The following is a 20912-nucleotide window of genomic DNA, read 5'->3' as shown; positions in this document are numbered from 1 at the left end:
GTTTTAGAGCTGCACCGGCTCACCCCGAATGTCTTTGCGGAAATGACTATGTCCCCTCGTCTGAGTCTGGCTGTAGAACGCGGTCTGAACCTGTCCGGCCCCCTGTCGGTAGTTTTGCCGACTCCGGCGCATGATCTGTCGTCCCTGCCCCTCGGAGCCCAGATCGTGCAGCCGTTCAAACCCTTCCACGATCATTTCGCAGCGCAAGGTTTTGAGGTTGTACCCGAAACGGCCGAACCTTGTCGCGACGCAGTTCTTTTCCTGCCACGCGCCAAGGCACTGGCAAAGGCAATGATTTCCGATGCGTGTCGTCGGGCCTCTGGCCTTGTTGTTGTTGACGGTGGCAAGACGGACGGTGTGGACAGCCTACTAAAGGAAATTCGCAAACGTGTTGCCGTTGAAGGACCAATTGCCAAGTCACATGGCAAGATTTTCTGGTTTCCATCCGACGCCGATGTTTTCACAGATTGGGCCGCACCGGACACAATGCTGGCGGATGGATATCGGACCGCGCCTGGAGTGTTTTCTGCTGATGGTCTTGATCCCGCATCGGCCCTGTTGCTGAAGGCGTTACCAAACAAACTCGGGGCCAGGATCGCCGATCTAGGAGCTGGGTGGGGGGCACTGTCAGCAGGACTACTGCATGACGAAAGCATCACGTCCATTCATCTGGTCGAAGCTGATCACACTGCACTGATTTGCGCACAAGAAAATGTTCAGGACCCCCGCGCCCGGTTTCACTGGGCGGATGCCACAACCTGGACCGCACCGGAGCCCGTCAATACGATAGTAATGAACCCGCCTTTTCACACATCGCGCAGTGCAGATCCGTCATTGGGTCAGGGATTTATTGCAGCCGCCGCACGCAACCTGACGCGATCTGGCAATCTTTGGATGGTGGCCAACCGTCACCTGCCTTATGAAACCAATCTGACCGACGCTTTTGCACAAGTCGAGGAAGTAACCGGCGACAATCGGTTCAAGGTGCTTCACGCCTCTCGCCCCCGGCGGTGATCCCGGCTAACCTGCGCCGCAACTCAGGAGGAACTTCATGTCGTTTTCCATCGCGGGCAAAACCGCCATCGTCACTGGCGGAGCTAACGGCATCGGGCTGGCCATCGGTCGCCACTTTGCAGATGCCGGGGCGAATGTGATGTTCGCGGATATGGACGAAAAGCGCCTGACCGAGGAACTGGGCGAGCAGGCGGACGATAGCAATATCCGTTATTTTGCGGGCGATCTGCGCGAAAAGCTGACCATTGCCAATCTGCTGTCGGCCACCATCGACGCGTTCGATCAGGTAGACATTCTGGTGAACGGAGCCCGGCAAGTTATCCAGTCCGATCCGCTGGATGTAGAAGATGACTCGGTCCGAACCCTGCTGAACCAGAACCTGATGCCAGCCCTGAGGCTGAGCCAACTGGTCGCCAGACGCATGATCAAGCAGGCGGGTGATGACGATGAGGAGCCGGCAGGATCAATCATCAACCTGTCGTCTATTGCCGCGCGCCGCACACACCCCGACCTGATGGCCTATTCGGTTTCCACGGCGGCGCAGGATCAGATGACGCGCTCGCTTGCTGTTGCTCTGGCCCCCAACCGCATTCGCGTGAACTCCATTGCGTTGGGTTCGGTCATGAGCGCCTCTCTGCGCTCGACCTTGAAAGACAACCGGGACTTTCGCGAGGATATCGAAAAGCACACGCCCCTGTCGCGTATTGCAGCACCCACCGAGTTGGTGGAAACCGCGCAGTTCCTTGCCTCGGACGCGGCGGGTTTCATGACCGGCCAGATTCTCACAATTGACGGTGGGCGCACTCTGCTTGATCCCGTCGCAGCACCGGCACACTGATCCACGATGTTTGATACCAAAAAATCCACTGCAGCCGAGTGGTTCCGTCACCTGCGCGATGAAATCGTTTCCGCCTTTGAGGCTCTGGAGGACAGCCACGACACCGGGCCGTTCTCTGACGCCGATCCGGGCCGGTTCGAAGTCAGGGAAACCAGCCGCCAGTCCGATGACGGCTCAGATGCGGGTGGCGGCCTGATGTCGGTCATGCGAGGCGGACGGGTGTTCGAAAAGGTTGGCGTCAATGTCTCAACCGTTTTCGGTACACTCGGAGACCGGGCACAAAGCGCGATGGCGGCCCGAAAAGGTATTCCGGGCATGCAGGAAGATCCGCGTTTCTGGGCTTCGGGCATTAGCCTTGTGGCACACATGCAAAACCCGCATGTGCCCGCCGTCCACATGAACACACGCATGTTCTGGACACCGCATGCCTGGTGGTTCGGCGGAGGTTCCGATCTGAATCCATGCATCGAGTATGATGAGGACACCGCGCATTTCCATGCAACGCAAAAGGCCCATTTGGACCCTCACGGCCCGGGACATTACCCGCGCCTCAAGGACTGGGCGGACGAGTACTTCTATATTCCGCATCGAAAGCGCGCCCGGGGCGTCGGGGGCATTTTCATGGACGATTATTGCACCGACGACTGGCAGGCCGACTTTGCCCTGACGCAGGATATTGGTCGGGCCTTCCTGCCCGCATACTTGCCTTTGGTCGAAAAACGCAGGGTTCAGGCGTTTTCGGATGAGGACAAGACCGCCCAGCTGGTGCATCGCGGGCTATATGCCGAATACAATCTGGTCTACGACCGCGGAACCAAGTTCGGTCTGGAAACCGGGCACGACCCGGATGCAGTTCTCATGAGTCTGCCACCTTTGGCAAAGTGGGTATGAATTCCCAATCGCCCAGAGGGTTCAAATCGCCTAGAGCGTTTCGGGCTTAACTTGAGACACGAATAACATGCCACGCCTACGGCGTTCTCGGCCATTCGTGTCTCAGAACGATTCAGGTAAACCCCGAAACGTATTAGTTGAACCAGATTTCGTCCGCAGTGTTGTCGTAGCAATAATTCTGCGCCATCGCCGCGTTCATATTGTCGCCAATGCGTTTCACCTGCACCCCGAATCCGGGTTTGGTGTCTGAATCAGGGGGGGCCTGCAACGCGAACTGAACACCCTTTTTTCCGGGCTCGGAAACCGAAGGCCCAACGGCCTTCCAAAGATACACACGCTGCGTTGCCGAAGTTCTCAAAATGCGGATCGCATAATCCCCTGCTCCGCACCAATAGTCGCGTGGCACCGATCCGTGGTAGTTCACGACCTCAAAAACACCGCCACTCAACGCATAGACCCGCGCCTTGTTCCACGCTTGAAAGGCCAGCGCCAGCCCGGGGGCAGCTATCAGCAGGGAAACCGCAATTGCCTTGACTACTCTGTTCATGATTGCCTCCGGCCAAACCACTTTCTTTAATTCCAGTATCGTAGCGTGATTTCCAGCAGGCGCCACTCACAATCGCTTGCGAAATCGGTCAACCCTTGCCGGAACAACAGTTTTTCAAAACCGGACCAGCGATGATCGAAATCGAAAGAAACATTTTTCAGATTGAATATTTAAGGCTATCGTAAACAGAAGCGTCCAAATTGGTGAGGGTGATTGAAAGGCTCCTTTCCAAAAGACTGGTTCGATCTGTCGCCCGAAACCTATGCTGATTTTGGGACCTTGTTCTATTTGGCATCTCTGACCGATACGCACAGACAGCGCAGCCTGGCCCAGGTACTGTATGCCTTCGAAACACCGCTGCGACTTGGGCAATATCACATATTCCGGCAAAACGGCTTTCCCCGCGGCTTTGTGACTTTCGCGGGCCTGAGCCCGGAGGCCGAGTACAGATATGCCATTCAGGATCAACCTCTGACCGATGCCGATTTTACCAGCGGCCAATCTTTCTGGATCATCGACATGGTCGCGCCCTTTGGGCAATCCCGGCAAATGGTCGAAATCCTCAAGCGTGAGATACCGCATCCGCGCGTCAGGACAAACCGTATGGACAGCGACCTCAAGAACCAGCGGATCGTCGAGTGGACCCGCGATCAGGACGGAGACGTACAGATGCGGCTGATCAAAAAGAAGGTTTTTGAAAGGATGCTAAAGCAGGAGGGTCTCTGAAATGGTCTCGATCACCGGCACAACAACAGGGATCGTAACTGGAGATCCCCCAAACGTCGCGACAGGCGATCTGGACCCGAGCAGTCCCTTCACGATTAATTCAGAGGCTTGGTCAATAAGCAGCCCGCCCGCTCATGGTACGGCCAGCATCGACCCGAATACGGGAGAGTGGACGTATACGGTTGATCCCGCGGTTTTTGACTCGCTGGATTTCGGGCAGACTGTCCAAGACACCTTTACCGTGAGATTGGATGCCGTCGTTCAGACCCTATTTGGCCCATTCGCGGCCAGTGATACCGTAACCATCACGATCGACATTCAGGGGGTGTGCTTTACTGCCGGAACTTTGATTGAAACCGGTTCGGGACCGCAGTTGATCGAACACCTTGAGGTAGGTGATCTGGTCAGAACTGCGGATCACGGGTTGCAACCTATCAGGTGGATCGAAGCGCAGGAAATGACGAACAACCGATTGAAGGACAACCCGTCCCTACGTCCGGTGCGCATTTCCGCCGGAAGTTTGGGGCCGAATATTCCCAGGCGGGATTTGGTTGTTTCGCAGCAACATCGCATGCTTCTGCGCGGCCCCAAAATCGAACTGTTATTCGGCACCAATGAAGTGCTGGTCGCCGCCAAGCATTTGTGTTCATGGCCGGGCATCTCGATAGTGACGTCCCACCAACCCGTTGAATACATGCATATCCTGATGGACAGGCATGAGATACTGTTTGCCGAAGACGCACAGGCAGAAAGCCTGTATTTGGGTGAAGAGGCCCTGCACGCCATGTCTTCCGAAGGGTTGCAGGAACTGGCTGAAATTTTTTCTGGTGTGGAACAGTTCAGTGGCCGGATATTCGGCCCGGCAGCCCGGATGATCCTGCGAGAGCGTGAGGCAATCGCACTGGCCTAGTTGTCGCTTGCAGCGATATGCCCGCCAACATCCTGAGGCGCGATTGCAACCGTCTTGATGACGGCATGACATTCTGCTCCTTCGGTAAGGCCTAAGGCAGCAGCGGAACGGCGGGTGACACGCGCCAGAATCGTTCCGGCGCGACACCGGACCGAGACAATCGCTCCGGGGCCTTCACCGGCACGAATACCTGTGACACGGCCCTCCAGCACGTTCAACGCCGACAACCCTTCGGGCTTTCCTTTGGAAAGGATGACCTCTTGCGCCGCGATCCGGACACGAAGACTTTCACCAACACGATGAGGAACTTGCGGCAGGAACAACCGGTCACCGCCCGCATCCAGTTCCGTCAAACCATCGGTGTGGTGCGCAATTACTCTGGCCTGAAGAACCGCGCCTACCGCGCGAACACCAGCCGGGGCAACTGCGGGATCAGACAGGACCTCGGCTGCGGGTCCGTGTCTGGCCACCTTACCGTCCTGCAACGCTACGACGGATGTTGCCAGTCTGGCGACTTCGGCGGCTGAATGGGTGACATAGAGGATCGGGATCGAAACCTCGTCCCGCAACCGTTCAAAATAGGGCAAAATCTCAGCCTTGCGGGCGTCGTCGAGGGCCGCAAGGGGCTCATCCGCAAGGATCAGACGAGGCGAAGCCAGCAAGGCGCGGCCAATGGCCACCCTTTGCTTTTCACCGCCGGATAACAACGCGGGTCGCCGGTCCAGCAGATGACCGATACCCAGCATTTCGACCACATTGCTCTGGCTTTCCCGCCGCGCGTTTCTGGGGGCAAACCATCGGCCATAAGCAAGGTTCTGGCGCACCGTCAGATGCGGAAACAAGCGGCCTTCCTGAAAGATATATCCCAGCCTTCGACGATGTGGCGGCAGCCAAAAACCCCGCTGAGTATCGAACAGAACCCAATCACCAACCGCAACCCGTCCCGCCGTCGGCTTCATAAGCCCTGCCACTGCGTTCACGACTGTCGTTTTGCCGGAACCAGACCTGCCGAACAGAACCGTCACGCCCGGGGGCGCATCAAACGTCACGTCAAGGTCAAGGTTCGGTAACTGTTGGGATACGTGAACGGATAAGCTCATGCCCCGGCTACCCTCTGCGCGGCGCGGCGACCGACGTATTCAGACAGCAAAAGTGCGCCCATGGCGATCACGATGGATATGATCACCAGCCGCGTCGCGGCAGTTTCTCCGCCCGGAACCTGCAAAAAGGCGTATACCGCCGAAGGCAGGGTTTGGGTCTGACCGGGAATGTTCGAGACGAAGGTGATAGTTGCTCCGAACTCACCCATGGCCTTGGCGAAGGCCAGAATTGCACCGGCAACTATTCCGGGAAGGATCATCGGAAGGGTGATCGTCGCGAAGACAAATGGACGGGACGCCCCCAATGTAGCGCCCGCCTGTTCTAGTTTGGGATCCACCGCCTCAATCGACAACCGGATGGCACGCACCATCAGTGGAAAAGCCATGATTCCCGCGGCAAGCGCGGCACCGGTCCAGCGAAAGGCAAAGACAATCCCGATCTGGGCCAGCATACCGCCTAACGGGCCTTGCAACCCGAATGTCAAAAGCAACAGGTACCCGGTCACGACAGGTGGCAGGATCAATGGAAGATGCACCAGACCGTTCACCAATTGCCGCCCCGGAAACCGCCATCGCGCAAGTGCGTAGGCGACAAAAACACCGAAAGGCAGCGAGATGACCGTCGCCCAGAACGACACGCGAAGCGACAATGCAAGGGCATCCCATTCTGCCGGGCCAAGCCAGTTCATGGGCGTCACACCCCCGGCAGGGTGAAACCCTGCGCGGCAAATACGGCTTGGGCGGCGTCGCCTTGTAAGTAGTTCAAAAAGCCCTTTGCTGCGGCCTCATCAGATACAACTGCCGCCGGATAGACAATTGGCTGATGGGCGTCGGCGGGGAATTTCCCCACAACCCTTACCCGCCCGTCAGCCTGCGCGTCCGAGGCATAAACCACCCCCAACGGTGCGGCGCCGGTTGCAACCAATGCCAATGCCGCGCGCACATTATCGGATTGTGCAACGCGGTCACTGACATCGTTCCACAACCCCAGATTCTCAAGCGCGGTACGCCCGTAGATTCCCGCCGGGACAGCATCAACCAAAGCCATCGCTAGATACCCTTCGCCCAGTCGGTCCTTCAGATTGAAGTCCGGCCCAAGCTCTGCTGTCTCCGTGCCTTCTGAGGTTCCGATCAGGACCAGAGTATTGCCCAGCAAATCCACGCGCGCGGATGGATCAACCAGCTCTTGCGCCTCAAGCTCATCCATCCAATCCGTATTGGCCGAAATAAAGACATCTGCCGGTGCACCAAGCTGAATTTGGCGGGCTAAAACCGAGGAGGCCGCGAACGACACCGTGATCTTATTACCGCTTTGCTCTTCGTAGTCCCGCGCAACCTGATCCAGCGCGTTTTTCAAACTGGCCGCCGCAAAAACAAGCACATCATCAGCCTTGGCCCGCAGCGCAGTCGCAAAAACGGTCAGGAAAACAAGCAGCGCGGCAACGCAATAACGCGCGCGGAACAGCGTCATGGATACTCCCATCGGGATCAATGTCTTTACTTGGGAATATCGGAGCCGGGCAGCAACAAGCAAGTTCATTTCTCATCGACAGGACAATGGCACGCCGCCATATCTCTGGCCCGTCAGAACCGAAACGTTGGCGCGGGCTTTTCTTTTGGTGTCGCAAACGGCATTGAGTGTGGCAATCCTGCGGGTCAAAGCTGCTGCAAGGCCGCCGGTTCCGGTTGGCAGGAACACCGATTTCAACGACAGGACCTTGAGATGCTGCATGAAAAACCCGGCCTGATAGATGCCATTCGCGACCGCTTTGCCCATGTGGATACTTGCCCGTTTCAGGGACCCCGAATTTTCTTTGAAAATGCAGGTGGCGCGCTGACACTGAATTCGGTTGTCGAAACATCGGCCAAGTTTGCGGCAATTCCGGACAATCAGGGTCGCGACAATACCGCCAGCCATGCGCTGGTCGATATCATCAACAAATCTAAAAGTGATTTGGCGACATTCATGAACGCCTCGTCAGGCCAGTTCTTTGTTGGTGAAAGCGGCACCGAATTGTTGTTTCGAATGATCCGTACGGCCTGTGTAAATGCGCCCAAGGGCACTAAGGTGATTGGTAGTTCAATCGAGCACCCGGCCAGCCGCAGCGCCGCGCGCCGCTGGGCAGATATCGCGGGGCTTGAGTACGTCAACGTCGAACACGACGATGAAACAGGCTCTGTAACCAAGGACGATTACCTCGCCCAACTGACGCCGGATGTGTCAGTCGCCACGATTTTGCACGCCTCCCCGGTGACGGGCATAGGTATGGATGTCGCGGCCATTGCAAAGGCTATTCGGGAAATTGCCCCGGACTGTTTTATCATCGTAGATGGCATCCAGCACGCTGCGCATGGGCAACTGGACATCGACAGCTATGGCGTGGATGGTTACGCGATCTCTCCGTACAAGGTGTTTTCCCGCCACGGATACGGAATCGCCTGGATTTCGGACCGGCTGACAGATCTACCTCATGATATGCTGATTGATGCCCCCGCCACCGGGTGGGAATTCGGCACCCGCGACACGGGTTCATATGCCACCATGTCCGATGTGGTCACCTATTTCGATTGGCTGGGCGGCGAAGTATCGGATGCAACTGACCGGCGATCCCGAATCGAATCAGCCGGGCAGGCAATACACGCTTATGAGACACATCTGACCGATACCATGATAAACGGTACGGGAAACCTGCCCGGACTGCGGGATATGGAGCACGTTTCGATTCTGGCTGGCGCGGACAACCCCGCGCGTGAGGGGCTGGTTTCAATCGTGGTGGACGGAATTCCTTCGGCGGATGTCGTGACCAGGCTCAACAACCATGGAATTCGTACACATACGCGAAAGGCGGACCATTACAGCGGAAACGTGCTGAATCCTCTGGGTTTGAGTGACTGTATCCGCATATCCCTTTGTCACTACAATACGGAACACGAGGTCGCACAGTTATTGGCCGTATTGAAGGACATCCGGGACTGATCGCGATTTGTAATTGGACCGGGGCCAATCCAGCGCAATATTTTGTGTCAGACCCTCTTGCGTCTGCGCGCTGGCTTGGCTACATCCCCCCTCACGGGTGATTAGCTCAGTTGGTAGAGCGCTTCGTTTACACCGAAGATGTCGGGAGTTCGAGTCTCTCATCACCCACCACTCCCTTTCTTCTATATTTTACAGATACTTAAGGCGGTTCTCGCCGTATCTCGAGGTATTGTAGACACATACTGTGTGCGTTTTTGTGTTTAGTCTGTGTCTGTAGCATCCAGAGCTTCACGGGCCTGAGCAACCACATCAGCCTTCTCAAGTTGAGCATATTTCATGGTCTGAGATATGTTCGAATGCCCCAGAAGCATCGAAACTTGTTGGATCGAAAGCCCCCGCTGAACCATCCGGCTTGCGTATGTATCCCGAAGGCTATGCACTGTCGCCCTGCCCCGTGTCACCACAACCCTTTCTGACTTGTTACAGTGGGTTCGGATCACGTCACGCAACACCTTGATAGCCCATTCCATGTTCTGGAAAGGCTGATCCTGACTAAGCAAACTCTGAAACAAGTCATGGACCCGTTGCGAGATTGGAACCAATGAGACCGTATCCGTTTTTGTCCGGTAAACTTCTATTTCCCTTCTTGTCAGGTCAACGAATTCCCATTCCAGATTGACCGCTTCCATCAACCGAAGACCAGTATCAAGAAGCACCATACAAAGGGCTTCCGCTTTCCGACCAGTGATTGTCTCATTCTTAGCGAGAACGTCAAAGATGATCCATTCTTCACGCTCGGAAAGATACCGTGTCTTAATGAAGCCTTTAATGCTGGGATACTTCAGCTTGGGACAGTTGTACCGATGCTCAAGCTTGTTGAAGGCACGGCGGATCGCCCGAATGTCGCCCTTCAGGGTATTCTCCTTACGACCCTGTTCCCGGCGTAAATCCAGAAAGTCTTCAAGCATATCCTGTGTGAAGTCAGATGCGTTCATGCCCGGTGAAGGAACGTATTCGTATAGGATGTTGTAGGACGCCCTGTAGATGCGTCTGGACTGCTCTTTGTCCAAGCCAACCAAAGCCTGTTCAAAACAATTCTCAAGGCTAATCTCAGGCAGATCGCCAAACTGAAGTCGATCAAGAGCTTCTTGGTAGGCTTTCTGCATCACTGCCTTTGCCCCCTTTTTGTCGTTGGATAACCGCTTTGTTGAACCTCGGAATTGCCTCCCATCAACGGTGAACGAATACCACCAGAATGAAGAACCATTGCGTTTATACAGCTTCATGAGTTGGTCTTTCTTGCGCTGGGCGTACAAAAAAAGCCGCTCGGAATTATCCAAAGCGGCTCGTACGACGATTGTTTTTTTAAGTGATCTGATTGAGGTGGTGAGGTGTCAGGACAGCGAGGTCACGACTCGATAGACTGACCTTTCGGAGATGTTCAGGTGTCTGGCTATCGCCCGTTTGCTAAGCCCTTCTGAGAGCAATTGTTCAATGTCCGATGCTTTTGCTCTCGCAGTGGGTTTCCTACCCTTATATCTGCCCTCTGCCTTGGCCTTGGCGATGCCTTCCCGCTGACGTTCCAGCATCATTTCCCGTTCAAATTGGGCAACAGACCCAAGAACATTGAGCATCAGCTTCCCCGTGGCATTGGACGTGTCCAAGCCTAGGTTCAACACCCGAAGGCCGACATTCCTTGCTTCTAGGTCGTCCACAATTTCCCCGAGATGCCTCACAGACCGGGCCAGTCTGTCCAGCTTGGTTACAACTAGAACGTCGCCCTCCCGGCAGAACTCCATAGCGGCGTTGAGGGACTCTCTGGGGGCCACGGAGCTTATCTGTTCCTCGTACACCTTTTCACACCCAATGGCCCTCATGGCCTCTCTCTGAGCCTCTAAGGACGCTTTCTGTTCCAGTGTCGAGGTGCGAGCATATCCGATCATCATGTGATGGTCTCCTTGTCTGCCAATGATGTTTAGGAAGTTGCGGCAGGGTGTCTGCCAAAAGTCGAAACCGACTCCATAGACAGACATTTGCGCCACGCTCTGTGGCTGACACACGGGCAAGGTCTAGAGGCAGAGACTCGGAAGCTTTGCAGCGCCGGGCGTTGCGTGTGAAGCCTTGCAGTTCTTCGGCGTTTTATGGGGGGGGCGGGGTTTCGGAAAGTGACTTCAAAAAGCGGGGGTTATAAGTGTTGTTATTGTTGTTGTTTGGAAGTCGGCCACCTCACCACATGTCGGATGGAAAGCTGACGGCAAGGCGAAGAAAATACCGCGAGCATTCAGGAGAGTGCATCCTTTTTCATCTTGTAAGAATTAGGTGTTTCGAGCTTTGGGCAACGACACGATAGTTATTTTGCAAAGTTCGCCTCTAGGTGGTTGCGTCATCGGCGAATGTGAGGAATGGATACCTCCACGGGTCACAGCGCGTTAATGACGTTGCAATATCGAAAACGGGTAGAATATTGAAACTGCACAAAAATAACTGGCCAGCTACGGAAAATGCTTCTCGCTATCGATTGTTTTCAGAAGTCATGCTGGAACTAGTTCACCGGTCTTCATGGGATAGTTACCGCAGCCACACCCTCTCTACGATCAAAAAAGGCCAAGAGCTTTTGAGCGCTTTAGCAAAGGTGCAGCGCAAGGAAACCGGCAAACCTTCGCTTGAACCGCAAATCGAAGAGCTGTGTCACGCGGTCGACAATGATCCTGTCTTCAGGAAGATTGTGCAACGCAAAAGGATTCCTTTTGACGTTTTCAGGTTCTCATTCACACAGCCCACCGAGCGTCTCAAGACGAATTTACAGCTGTTCTTAGCCACAGTTTCAGACGAATATCAAAAGTGTTGCGAAGACGAGATTGTAAGAATTTGTGCCGAACAAGGATCAAAAATAGACCTTATTCTAATTTCCAAACTGTACACATCTCATTTAATTAACAATGGATTCAGCCCCGAGTTCCTATTTCGAACAATCAGAGAGTTTTTTTACACTGAAGACATCAAGAAATGCACCACTGGCTTGCTTAGGAGGTTCTTCAAAAAATTTGCGAAAGAAGAACGATCATTTGATGTCTACGTTTCAGCCAGTAGCGAGTACCTCAATTTCCTAAAGGATCAATTTGGATTCCAAACATTTGATAGTGTTTCAAGCTTATCAGGTGCGCTCGCAAAAAAGCTACCACCAAGCTTTGGAGAAGGAGCAAAAAAAGGAATTGTTCTGCTTCCAGATGTGCCAGAGGAAGATGCATTTTCTGCTGCAAAATCTGCTGAATCGATATTCTCACTTACTCGTTCCTTTTTGTATCTGCACCCTGAAAATGTAAAGGTGCACCGCGACGCGCACGCGCATGTAATAAACAAAAAAACCAAGGAAGTGACACACATCCGACTGGATGAAAGTTTCGTACCAAGAAGGGCGTCAAGGAACAAATCAGATCACGCAGAGTCTATTAGAAGTTTGACACAATATGTTTTCTCTTCTCATGGCTCTTCCAGCCAAGTAAACGACGGGAAGCATCGCATTTTCAGTTCTTTGAATTCAGCGTCCCTTGCGGCGAAGACTAACGATCCAGAATCCCGTTTGCTGTCAATATGGTCTGCTTTCGAGGCTCTCTTGCCCGACCCGGTGAAGGATGGACAAGGTGTGGTACGAATAGTGCACTTTGCTTCGCTTATTACGCCATGTGCTGTATTCGATTACTTATCCGAGACTTACTCGGAGTGTTTTAGAAATTGCAGCGCAGAATTTGGTCAACCCTTTGTCGACGCTGTAAACGACTTGGGGCATGGTGAAACAGAACCCGAGAAGTTTGCGAGTATATTTGTAGCTGACGAAAAGACCAAAAAAGCTCTGTGTGAAACAGTGTCTCAAAGCCCTTTGGTGTTAATGCGGTTTTCCAGACTCGAAAAGCTCTTAGAAAATCCAAAGAATGCATGCCGATATTTGGATATGCATGAAAAGCGTGTCGGCTGGCAAGTCAACAGGATTTATCGTGAAAGAAACCGAATTGTTCACAAGGCGCAAACAAGCACTTTCTTGAACGGTTTGGTGGAAAATGCTTATTCCTATTACAGGTCTGTTATACTCAGATTGGAACGAGTTCATTCTTCCTACCAAGTATCCCACCCAGACCAAGGTCTGGAAATGGTAAAGGCATTGTACAGTGAATATCGTAGCGATTTAAAGCGTATTAGTGAAAGCAAATCAATCGATGCAGCAGAGAGAAATTCAAAGTTCGTCAAGCAGGTATTCAAAAGTCGAATGCTGTAAAAAAGCGTGAAAACACATTTCGTGGAAAATTGAGTTGAATTCTGTTTCACCTAGATACCGAGTAACAATATTGTTTGGGAGTGGCTGTTTAGGGCACCCCAAACCATTCGCTATTCCAACCAACGCGCAACTTCTTCTTCGTAGATAACATCCATGTCAGCGTCAGAAAGCCAAGATACGACCAGGCCACGCCTTCAGGCTGCGCCCGGCCTCGCCGCCGAACTGCGCTTGGCCGCCGTTACTAAGGCTCAGTACCGAAAGCGCAGCGAAGGTTTGCTTGGCGGCCTTTCCGCCTCCATCTTAGAAGATTTGTCTTGTATCCGTGATAATATTCCCATTACAGCTTTGCTTAGGCCGCCAATGGGGCCGAAAACTCATTCAGCCTTCGAATGAAGTCAAGGTTTTTTCTAAGGTGTCTCTTCAATTCTCCTAGTGTCATTGGGACACGTTCCAGCGGTGTTTCCTTGGTCTCCATCACTCTGGGCTTAGGTTTGCTACTATTATATATGGTGACGACGTTTTGACGATCCCGATGGTTAGTCGGGTAAACTGAAAGTTCACTTGCGTCTGTTGGTGCCTCACCCGTCTCTGGTTCTGGTATATTGTCTCGAATGACTTCCAGCACACCCGCTCCCCAGAATTTTCTGCAGTAGGCATTTGCTGCTTGAGTGATGTTCCGGAATGATCTTGAGCGTCGGTGGAACGGCCACGGACATTCCTCAACTGTAGCGTATAAAAGTAACTGGTTGGTCAGGACCTCTCTGATCTTCTGATTGCCACCTCTGGCTTGATCAATAAGGTCCTTAACAAAGCCCAACCTCTCGGATGGCATCGAAGAGTACAAGTCTTCTGCCAGTCGCTTAGCGAAGTCGAACAGTTCTGTGTTCGCTCTGCGTTTGGTGGGGCGAGACTTGGCATTTACCGGGTTCTTTTGACGGTCTTTACGCTGATAGGCACCTTTGCGGCAGTTGGCTTGGCAGTACTTTTGATCTTTGCGACGAGGCTGAAATTCTTGGCCGCAGCATAAGCATTTCCGAGTTTTGGGTTGGTTTGTTTCGCTACGTTGGGTTGATTTTTGAGTTCGATCCATGGGGGCAAATTCCTCGGTCAAATTGCTTGCCCGACGAGTTTCGAAACGAAGCTACTCGCAGCTTCAGCTGTCGTAGACCGATCTAACGTAGCAAAATGGGCTTGGTTTAGGGCTTGTCTTAATTCTGTGTGCGATATGGGTGTCACGTTGTTCACGTCACCTCCTCTAGTGGTGTAAGGTTTGTCTGGATTGCTGTCGCAATGGGGAACGGAATAACCTCAGCAAATGCCTTTCACTCCGCCATTGGGTTTCAGGCGAAGTGGTTTGAGGTGATCATTCTTCCTTTTAAGGCCGTTTAAGGGTGCAGCGGGTAGAGAGGCGGCACGGGCAATCGGATCATTCTTCCTTTTAAGGTCGAATTTCTGTGCAGGGTTTGGATCGATGGTTTTAGCCACCGAATGGGCATCCACTTTACAGGGTGCAAATGGCGCAAATCGGTCAACTTGCCGGGACCGTTTAGGCACAAACTACAAAAGGGAACATGATGGTTGCGTCACCCACCTTCTGCCACTTCTCAAAAAACGGGGTGTGTGCGTTTATGTACCACTAGATATAGCGTAGATGTATGGGGATACCTAGTTAGGCAAGACATAACACATTGTTTTTATTAGGTATGGTCTAACTCAACAACTAGATATATACCCGCAAATACATACCGAAGATGTCGGGAGTTCGAGTCTCTCATCACCCACCATTCTTTCTTCACAAAGCATCAAGGTCTTGTGCGACTAACACCACCCGTTGCGCTGCGTATGAAACTGTGTCCGCTGCACTTAAACGGAATGGATGTCTCCAGCGAGGGTGAAATACACCCAGCACAACTGCGCAGCGATGCTTTTGAGTGGGAGAGCGCGCGGCTTGACTTGAACGTACGCCAAGCGTTTCTGCAGCTTGGCATAGCCGCGACAACAAGTTCGAGTATCTGGCTGCGGAGGACGACAATCGTATTGGCGGCTTCGAGCCCATAGCTGCCGCAGATCACACTTCAGTCTTTTGCTCATGCAGTAAGTCGCCAACCGCGGGTTGCCACCTTTTGCGTCGGACAACGGCAGTATTTTTGCCTGCCGCACTGCCGTAGGTCCGATTTGAGCCTTAAGCGCACGTTCGTATGGATAGAGTATGCCAACCGATATGAACCGGGGGTACAGGCATCAGTGGTGACAAACGTGAGTTTTTTGAAAGCCTCAGCCCTCGGGAGTATACCAAATTGGCGAAGTGTAGGCACGTTCCTGTGTTGACGTAGGTACCTCGGATGGTAGTTCGTCACCAAACCGGACGGCGTCGTAAATTGTCCACCTTGGTGTGGGAATTTCCAAGACGCGAACATAGTAAAAAGCGGGCGTTGAAGGATCGAACTCTGGGTCTGTCCAAAGGGTGATCAGTTCCGGCGACCCTATTGAATTGGTAAACGTTCCCGTTGCAACATCCACGGTGTTTCCCACCGCTGGTAGTTTGCCGTCCGCGTCAGGTTCTCGGTCTCCCGACCAAGCCACGTCAAAAACCCGCTCTTCAGTGTCGCCGTTGGCATTCAACCAACCTTTCACAATCTGAATACGGTCGAGATTGCCGGAAAACGGGTCTTTCAGGGCAGCGATGAGGAAAGTTGGGGCGTCCGCGCCCTCAGGAGCTTCTGAGAGGTCTCCACCCATCGGAACGCCTTTTTCATATCCGATTTCGGCGGGCAAACGAGATCTTGCATCAGCTTCCGTAAAATCCCATCCACCAAAGAAGCGAACCACGATGCGACTACCAGTTGTGCCATACACCTCTTTCCGTTCCATGGCGTCGAATATGGCTTCGCGCGTGTTATCTTCGGCCCAGACCGCTGCGTATCCAGAAGCTGCCATTTCCCACCCAAGGATCCTCAACGCATCAAACTCGCCGACGACGTGCTGCCAACGACCGGGCTCTGGCTCGACGCCGGAGTGTTTGCCGAAGAAGTTGTCTTCTTCCGCCGTTGCCAACGCAGTATGGCTGTCGGTCGAACCCACTACTCCGAACTTGTATGGATTGGTGCCCAGTTGAGCCTCCAGCTTGAGACCGTTTTTCAGAGCCTCGCGTGCATACTCATATTGGAGCATCCAATCTTCTTTGGGAGTCGGGCCGAGGTTGGATTTGTCCCAGGTTTCATAGTCTGCGAACTCATCGTTCGGGCTGAGAAACGGATGAGTTTCGCCATCACCCTTGATCTGGGTGATCTCATACATCGGCTCCCATTTTGCGCGCCGTTCTGCGTAGTCTGCTGTCAAAGGCTCACCCGTTTCCGGGTTGGTTTCGACTGGGAACATTAGACCGTTGGAGACATTTCCGTTGTGGGCAAGGGCCAGTACACGACCGCCAGTCTCAAGTTCATATGCTTCCATCCAATCCCATAACCGCTCCGGATTAAAGGTTTCTGCGGTTGTGAAGGGCAGCATCTGACGTGCGCGAATGGCATTATCTCGGTAGATCACGTTGCGGTGGAGGTTGTTGCCAGCTTCGGTGGATGTCCACTCGTATCCGATGAACGCAGTGAATGTGCCGGGGGCGTTGTGATGATCCGCAGTTTGCGTGAATTCGTCCCATACGGTTTGTACGAACCTACGATCTGAAACAGCCTCGGGCAGAGCGTCTCCTGTGATGCCCGCAAAGGTTTCAATGACTTCCATTGTGGCGCCGAGAGCGACGTCCCCACCGGCGTTGAGGCGTTCGTTCCAGTCTCGAAGCGTTGGGTCACGCATCAGCGTGGAGTTCCCTGCAACGATTTCATTCATGGCGCCCATGGCATCAGAGTGATCGGATACGACAAGCCAGTCGAGCGGACGCGACAACTTCACACGGAGGCCATGCGATGTGGTGACTTCCTCACCACGTGCAAACCTATAGGCATCGTCGGGGCTCAGAATGACGCCAAATCCGCGGGCATCGAGCGAATTTGACGTGTGCAGGTGGGTGTCACCCCACAGCGGGCGTGTAGGAAAGTCTCGACCTGCATAAGGTGAGAATTCAGCAGGCGCGGGTTCACGCATATCATCAACCGATATGGTCATCTCTCCAACTTGCCCACCTTGTGCGGCCTCTTGAGCATTTGAAGAGCTTGTTATGAATGCTGCGGAAACTATTGCAGTCGATGTCGTCAGAAAAAACTTCATTTGAACCTCCGAGCCGAGCTGAATGCTAGCCAATGGCAACATCTGACTTAGCTGTTCGTCAAGGAAAACAATGGTTTTTCTTAGTTGGGCAAGAGCGACCCATAATGAGGTTTGATCAATCCCGGACCGCAGTTTCGCCCGTAACTTTGACGTTCAGCCGCTTTGTAAAACTCCGCAACGCGTGGACGTTCTTGACGACTGGTGACTTGGTTCTTCAGTCTTGAGCCCGTGATCCTGATTGGAGGCGTTGTCATGAAATGGTTTTCGCGCACATTCCTATTATCCTTTTCTCTTCTGTTTTCCACCGCTGTTTCAGCACAAGACAAACCCAACATCGTATTCATATTTCTTGATAATTTTGGCTGGGGTGAACCCGGGTTCAACGGTGGCGGCATAATCCGTGGTACGGCGACTCCCGAGATGGACGCCCTCGCTGCTGAAGGACTGAGGCTCACGAACTTCAACGTGGAAAGCCAGTGCACGCCTTCCCGCGCAGCGACCATGACAGGACGGTACGGTATCCGAAGCGGCAACCATACAGTCCCACTGGGAGGCGGCGTCTACGGTCTGACCCAATGGGAAATCACGATGGCCGAGATGCTAAAGGATGCAGGATACAACACGGCCATGTACGGCAAGTGGCACCTTGGATGGACTGAAGGGCGCTATCCAACGAATCAAGGATTCGACGAGTTTTACGGAGTTGAGACCACTGACGTTACAGTCTGGCGCACGCTTCCGGGATTTGCTGAAGCCAACATGGAAGAGCCTGTTGTGATGCAGGGTGTTGCGGGCAAGCCGGCAACCATCGCGCGGGACTACGATCTGGACTATCGCGGCGAGATAGATGGCAACCTGACAAAAAGGGCTATCGACTTTATCGAAGCGAAAAGTGCAGAAGACGCGCCGTTTTTCATCTATCTTGCATATACGCAGACCCACTATCCAAACATCGCGTCCGAGGAGTTCGATGGCGCCACTGGAAACGGTGTCTGGGCCGATATCCTACTTCAGACAGATACGTACATCGGGCGCATAGTTGATGCGCTAGAGGCGGCTGGTGTTTCCGACAACACAGTGGTGATCTTTACTGCCGACAACGGCCCCGAAGCTCTTCCAGTTGGAAACGCAAATGTCTCGCCAGTGCCAGCGGTACATGGAACCGCCGGTCCTTGGCGCGGTACTCTGTTCACCAGCCTCGAAGGAAGCATGCGCGTGCCTTTTGCGATCAAGTGGCCGGGAAAGATCCCCGCGGGTTCAGAAAGCAACGATGTCGTCCACTCAATGGACCTTTACCCGACACTTGCGGCATTTGCAGGTGGCAAGGTGCCTGATGACAGGGCCTTTGATGGCATCGACCAGTCCAAGTTCTTTCTTGGTGTCCAGCCAAACTCAAACCGAGAAGGCGTGATCGTGTACATGGGAGAGCAGATATTCGGCGTAAAATGGAAAAATTGGAAAGTTCTTTTCAAAGAGAATACGACAGCTTTCGGAGCGACAGAGTCCTTCGATACACCAAGGGTCTACAATCTTCTGAATGATCCGCACGAGCGTGAAAGCGTACTTTTCCCCCACACATGGGCGGTCGAAAAGGCGCTGCCTCAATTGCAAGAGCACATTGCTACGTTCGAGGAGCACCCTCCAATTCCACCGGGAACACCTGATCCCTATGAACCACCCCAAAAATGAGCGGCGGTTTTGTCCGCACAGTGCCCGTCAGTGGGCTCGAGGCTCGCAGCCATGGCAAACACTTGAAGCGGAAGAGCTGGGTCACAACAGCGGCGGCTACCAGTGCTACGCCCACATAGGCAATCATCTTGATCGTACAGTCCGTTCCAATCACCATGGCGGTCCTGTCCTCGGTCAAATCGAATGCGAGCAGGCCAATTGCACGGTGCTCAGCCTTGTTCCCGGAAGCGTCACGACTTGCGCTCTGAAAAGGTGGCGAAAGGTGCGGTCTTTCAGAATGTCCAACACTTCAGAGATACCGGGAAATGGCACGCAACTCGTTCAGATCATGGGGACTGTCACCACCCAGGCAATGACCCACATGGTCGAGTATCAGTGCCCATTTGGCATTGTTTACGGCTTTTTCGACGGCGTGCAGTTGTAGGGCGAATTCAACACAAGCTTTGCCATCCTCAATCATCAAGATAGAGATCGCAGATTCCCCTCGGCGGGTTTGAGCCGGGCTGAGAGTACGGGATGGCTTGCGTGAATTTGTGGTTTTATCTTATAAGCCAGATAACCCCCAGGGGGGATATAACAAGATCGCAGAGGCACCTGTGAGCGTGAGAGCAGTTCAGAGATATACGCAAAATGCGATGACAGCTTTGCTCTGTCTGTCTTTGATCGTTTGGTCGCTTCAGCCAAACTCGGGCCATGCTCCAACAGTGATCGAAACCGTGCAGGAACATTTGCAGATTATTGCCGAGCACGGGCATACCCACGGCTTTGAAGAAGATTTGTTGTGGGCGATGCATGGGCACAGTCATGACGGTGCCGATCATGACCACAGCCAAATGGTTATACCGGAATTGGGCGATGCGCTTTTACTGGCGTCGCTCCCGGATGACTGGGCGTTCGACAGGGTGCCAAGCGGCCCCTTCAGGAATAACGGTATAGAACGACCTCCGCGCGTGTGACGTCGCCCCGATTGGGGTTTTCGACATCACATATCAACGGAGATCATCCATGAATCTTACCTTTCGGGGTCTGGACAGGCGCGCGACGCTCTTTCTGGCCCTTATCACTACCAGTCTGGCACTGAGCACATCTCAGGTGCTGGCTCATAATGTCACCGAAGGCGACGCAGGCTATATCCAGGAAATCTGGGGCGTGAACATCATCCCCTTCATGTATCTTGGGGCCAAGCATATGGTCACAGGTTACGATCACATCCTGTTCCTGCTTGGCGTCGTTTTCTTTCTCTACCGGGCCAAGGACGTCGGCATCTATGTCAGCCTCTTTGCGGTCGGTCACTCGACGACGATGCTGTTGGGAGTGTGGTTCGGCTGGGGCGTTAACGCCTATATCGTCGACGCCATTATCGGCCTTTCGGTCGTCTACAAGGCGCTCGACAATCTCGGCGCGTTCCAGCGCTGGTTGGGATTCCAGCCAAATACCAAAGCTGCAACGCTGATATTCGGCCTGTTCCACGGCATGGGCCTGGCAACCAAAATCCTCGACTACGATATCGCTCCAGAAGGGCTGCTCGCCAATCTGTTGGCGTTCAATTTGGGTGTGGAACTTGGCCAACTTTCGGCCCTTGCGATCATCCTCATCGTCATGGGGTTCTGGCGGAAAAGCCCGTACTTCTTCCAGCAAGCTTACAGCGTAAACGTCATCATGATGACCCTCGGGTTCATCCTGATGGGCTATCAAATCACCGGCTATTTTTTTGCCGCGTAAAGGAATT

The 20912-nt window shown here is 53.5% G+C and carries 21 protein-coding genes and 1 tRNA gene; 11 read left to right on the top strand and 11 right to left on the bottom strand.

Features of this window, described 5'->3' with window-relative positions:
• The first annotated feature begins 48 nt into the window (after positions 1 to 48).
• The 3 genes from ACR0NW_RS17190 to hemF are packed head-to-tail and all read left to right on the top strand — an operon-like array spanning position 49 to position 2743.
• Positions 49 to 1014: a class I SAM-dependent methyltransferase gene (locus ACR0NW_RS17190; protein WP_480451340.1), complete on the top strand. Its 966-nt coding sequence runs from the start codon at positions 49 to 51 to the stop codon at positions 1012 to 1014.
• Positions 1015 to 1051: 37 nt separating this feature from the next.
• Positions 1052 to 1852: an SDR family NAD(P)-dependent oxidoreductase gene (locus ACR0NW_RS17185; protein ID WP_480451342.1), complete on the top strand. Its 801-nt coding sequence runs from the start codon at positions 1052 to 1054 to the stop codon at positions 1850 to 1852.
• Between the two features lie 6 nt (positions 1853 to 1858).
• A complete protein-coding gene (gene hemF / locus ACR0NW_RS17180) occupies positions 1859 to 2743 on the top strand; it encodes an oxygen-dependent coproporphyrinogen oxidase (RefSeq protein WP_480451344.1) in 885 nt (294 codons plus the stop codon).
• 133 nt (positions 2744 to 2876) lie between these two features.
• Here the strand turns inward: hemF and ACR0NW_RS17175 are convergent, their stop codons facing one another.
• Positions 2877 to 3290: a hypothetical protein gene (locus ACR0NW_RS17175; protein WP_170657357.1), complete on the bottom strand. Its 414-nt coding sequence runs from the start codon at positions 3288 to 3290 to the stop codon at positions 2877 to 2879.
• 213 nt (positions 3291 to 3503) lie between these two features.
• On the opposite strand from ACR0NW_RS17175, the gene ACR0NW_RS17170 reads away from it, so the two are divergent.
• Positions 3504 to 4016 carry a toxin-activating lysine-acyltransferase gene (locus ACR0NW_RS17170; protein WP_170657355.1) on the top strand — a complete coding sequence of 171 codons (513 nt, stop codon included), beginning with the start codon at positions 3504 to 3506 and terminating at the stop codon, positions 4014 to 4016.
• A gap of 1 nt (position 4017) precedes the next feature.
• Positions 4018 to 4926 (top strand): Hint domain-containing protein, encoded by a 909-nt coding sequence (locus ACR0NW_RS17165; protein WP_480451345.1) that lies wholly within the window; start codon positions 4018 to 4020, stop codon positions 4924 to 4926.
• On the opposite strand, the gene modC is transcribed toward ACR0NW_RS17165, so the two are convergent.
• The 4 genes from modC to ACR0NW_RS17145 all read right to left on the bottom strand — a co-directional run bounded on the left by modC (position 4923) and on the right by ACR0NW_RS17145 (position 7758).
• The gene (gene modC / locus ACR0NW_RS17160) at positions 4923 to 6026 is read right to left on the bottom strand and encodes a molybdenum ABC transporter ATP-binding protein (RefSeq protein WP_480451347.1); all 1104 of its coding nucleotides are present in this window, start codon (positions 6024 to 6026) and stop codon (positions 4923 to 4925) included. The two genes, ACR0NW_RS17165 and modC, sit on opposite strands and share 4 nt — an antisense overlap.
• Positions 6023 to 6715, bottom strand: a complete 693-nt coding sequence (gene modB, locus ACR0NW_RS17155) for a molybdate ABC transporter permease subunit (protein WP_480451348.1) — start codon at positions 6713 to 6715, stop codon at positions 6023 to 6025. The genes modC and modB overlap by 4 nt, the downstream gene beginning before the upstream one ends.
• A 5-nt stretch (positions 6716 to 6720) precedes the next feature.
• Positions 6721 to 7497: a molybdate ABC transporter substrate-binding protein gene (gene modA, locus ACR0NW_RS17150; RefSeq protein WP_170657346.1), complete on the bottom strand. Its 777-nt coding sequence runs from the start codon at positions 7495 to 7497 to the stop codon at positions 6721 to 6723.
• A gap of 72 nt (positions 7498 to 7569) precedes the next feature.
• Positions 7570 to 7758 carry a hypothetical protein gene (locus ACR0NW_RS17145; protein WP_480451350.1) on the bottom strand — a complete coding sequence of 63 codons (189 nt, stop codon included), beginning with the start codon at positions 7756 to 7758 and terminating at the stop codon, positions 7570 to 7572.
• Between ACR0NW_RS17145 and ACR0NW_RS17140 the strand changes: the two genes are divergently transcribed.
• Positions 7750 to 9003: an aminotransferase class V-fold PLP-dependent enzyme gene (locus tag ACR0NW_RS17140; RefSeq protein WP_480451351.1), complete on the top strand. Its 1254-nt coding sequence runs from the start codon at positions 7750 to 7752 to the stop codon at positions 9001 to 9003. The genes ACR0NW_RS17145 and ACR0NW_RS17140 overlap by 9 nt on opposite strands.
• A 95-nt stretch (positions 9004 to 9098) precedes the next feature.
• A tRNA-Val gene (locus ACR0NW_RS17135) sits at positions 9099 to 9174 on the top strand.
• 89 nt (positions 9175 to 9263) lie between these two features.
• On the opposite strand, the gene ACR0NW_RS17130 is transcribed toward ACR0NW_RS17135, so the two are convergent.
• On the bottom strand, positions 9264 to 10289 hold the full coding sequence (locus ACR0NW_RS17130; protein ID WP_480451353.1) for a tyrosine-type recombinase/integrase: 1026 nt from the start codon (positions 10287 to 10289) through the stop codon (positions 9264 to 9266).
• Between the two features lie 108 nt (positions 10290 to 10397).
• Positions 10398 to 10949 (bottom strand): recombinase family protein, encoded by a 552-nt coding sequence (locus ACR0NW_RS17125; protein WP_480451355.1) that lies wholly within the window; start codon positions 10947 to 10949, stop codon positions 10398 to 10400.
• A gap of 518 nt (positions 10950 to 11467) precedes the next feature.
• Between ACR0NW_RS17125 and ACR0NW_RS17120 the strand changes: the two genes are divergently transcribed.
• Positions 11468 to 13273, top strand: a complete 1806-nt coding sequence (locus ACR0NW_RS17120; RefSeq protein WP_480451358.1) for a hypothetical protein — start codon at positions 11468 to 11470, stop codon at positions 13271 to 13273.
• 349 nt (positions 13274 to 13622) lie between these two features.
• On the opposite strand, the gene ACR0NW_RS17115 is transcribed toward ACR0NW_RS17120, so the two are convergent.
• The 3 genes from ACR0NW_RS17115 to ACR0NW_RS17105 all read right to left on the bottom strand — a co-directional run bounded on the left by ACR0NW_RS17115 (position 13623) and on the right by ACR0NW_RS17105 (position 17494).
• Positions 13623 to 14384, bottom strand: coding sequence for a hypothetical protein (locus tag ACR0NW_RS17115; protein WP_480451360.1), 762 nt, complete (start codon positions 14382 to 14384; stop codon positions 13623 to 13625).
• Positions 14385 to 14581: 197 nt separating this feature from the next.
• Entirely contained in the window at positions 14582 to 14758 is a 177-nt protein-coding gene (locus tag ACR0NW_RS17110; RefSeq protein ID WP_480451361.1) for a hypothetical protein, read from the bottom strand.
• A 789-nt stretch (positions 14759 to 15547) separates the two neighbouring features.
• A complete protein-coding gene (locus ACR0NW_RS17105) occupies positions 15548 to 17494 on the bottom strand; it encodes a DUF3604 domain-containing protein (protein WP_480451363.1) in 1947 nt (648 codons plus the stop codon).
• A gap of 252 nt (positions 17495 to 17746) precedes the next feature.
• Between ACR0NW_RS17105 and ACR0NW_RS17100 the strand changes: the two genes are divergently transcribed.
• Complete coding sequence (locus ACR0NW_RS17100) at positions 17747 to 19183, top strand: arylsulfatase (protein ID WP_480451365.1); 1437 nt, start codon at positions 17747 to 17749, stop codon at positions 19181 to 19183.
• 289 nt (positions 19184 to 19472) lie between these two features.
• Here the strand turns inward: ACR0NW_RS17100 and ACR0NW_RS17095 are convergent, their stop codons facing one another.
• Positions 19473 to 19643 carry a metal-sensing transcriptional repressor gene (locus ACR0NW_RS17095; RefSeq protein ID WP_480451367.1) on the bottom strand — a complete coding sequence of 57 codons (171 nt, stop codon included), beginning with the start codon at positions 19641 to 19643 and terminating at the stop codon, positions 19473 to 19475.
• Positions 19644 to 19704: 61 nt separating this feature from the next.
• On the opposite strand from ACR0NW_RS17095, the gene ACR0NW_RS17090 reads away from it, so the two are divergent.
• On the top strand, positions 19705 to 20139 hold the full coding sequence (locus ACR0NW_RS17090; RefSeq protein ID WP_480451369.1) for a hypothetical protein: 435 nt from the start codon (positions 19705 to 19707) through the stop codon (positions 20137 to 20139).
• Positions 20140 to 20188: 49 nt separating this feature from the next.
• Complete coding sequence (locus ACR0NW_RS17085; protein WP_480451371.1) at positions 20189 to 20905, top strand: HupE/UreJ family protein; 717 nt, start codon at positions 20189 to 20191, stop codon at positions 20903 to 20905.
• Positions 20906 to 20912 lie beyond the last annotated feature (7 nt).

It is taken from the genome of Ruegeria sp. CF5 (assembly GCF_056537325.1).
This window is presented reverse-complemented; position numbering and strand designations above follow the sequence as displayed.

Excerpts from the sequence above, each read along its gene's own strand:
- ACR0NW_RS17190 (WP_480451340.1), top strand. The coding sequence starts at position 49 with ATGTCCCCTCGTCTGAGTCTGGCTGTAGAACGCGGTCTGAACCTGTCC.
- ACR0NW_RS17185 (WP_480451342.1), top strand. The coding sequence starts at position 1,052 with ATGTCGTTTTCCATCGCGGGCAAAACCGCCATCGTCACTGGCGGAGCT.
- hemF (WP_480451344.1), top strand. The coding sequence starts at position 1,859 with ATGTTTGATACCAAAAAATCCACTGCAGCCGAGTGGTTCCGTCACCTG.
- ACR0NW_RS17175 (WP_170657357.1), bottom strand. The coding sequence starts at position 3,290 with ATGAACAGAGTAGTCAAGGCAATTGCGGTTTCCCTGCTGATAGCTGCC.
- ACR0NW_RS17165 (WP_480451345.1), top strand. The coding sequence starts at position 4,018 with ATGGTCTCGATCACCGGCACAACAACAGGGATCGTAACTGGAGATCCC.
- modC (WP_480451347.1), bottom strand. The coding sequence starts at position 6,026 with ATGAGCTTATCCGTTCACGTATCCCAACAGTTACCGAACCTTGACCTT.
- modB (WP_480451348.1), bottom strand. The coding sequence starts at position 6,715 with ATGAACTGGCTTGGCCCGGCAGAATGGGATGCCCTTGCATTGTCGCTT.
- modA (WP_170657346.1), bottom strand. The coding sequence starts at position 7,497 with ATGACGCTGTTCCGCGCGCGTTATTGCGTTGCCGCGCTGCTTGTTTTC.
- ACR0NW_RS17140 (WP_480451351.1), top strand. The coding sequence starts at position 7,750 with ATGCTGCATGAAAAACCCGGCCTGATAGATGCCATTCGCGACCGCTTT.
- ACR0NW_RS17145 (WP_480451350.1), bottom strand. The coding sequence starts at position 7,758 with ATGCAGCATCTCAAGGTCCTGTCGTTGAAATCGGTGTTCCTGCCAACC.
- ACR0NW_RS17130 (WP_480451353.1), bottom strand. The coding sequence starts at position 10,289 with ATGAAGCTGTATAAACGCAATGGTTCTTCATTCTGGTGGTATTCGTTC.
- ACR0NW_RS17125 (WP_480451355.1), bottom strand. The coding sequence starts at position 10,949 with ATGATGATCGGATATGCTCGCACCTCGACACTGGAACAGAAAGCGTCC.
- ACR0NW_RS17105 (WP_480451363.1), bottom strand. The coding sequence starts at position 17,494 with ATGAAGTTTTTTCTGACGACATCGACTGCAATAGTTTCCGCAGCATTC.
- ACR0NW_RS17100 (WP_480451365.1), top strand. The coding sequence starts at position 17,747 with ATGAAATGGTTTTCGCGCACATTCCTATTATCCTTTTCTCTTCTGTTT.
- ACR0NW_RS17095 (WP_480451367.1), bottom strand. The coding sequence starts at position 19,643 with ATGATTGAGGATGGCAAAGCTTGTGTTGAATTCGCCCTACAACTGCAC.
- ACR0NW_RS17085 (WP_480451371.1), top strand. The coding sequence starts at position 20,189 with ATGAATCTTACCTTTCGGGGTCTGGACAGGCGCGCGACGCTCTTTCTG.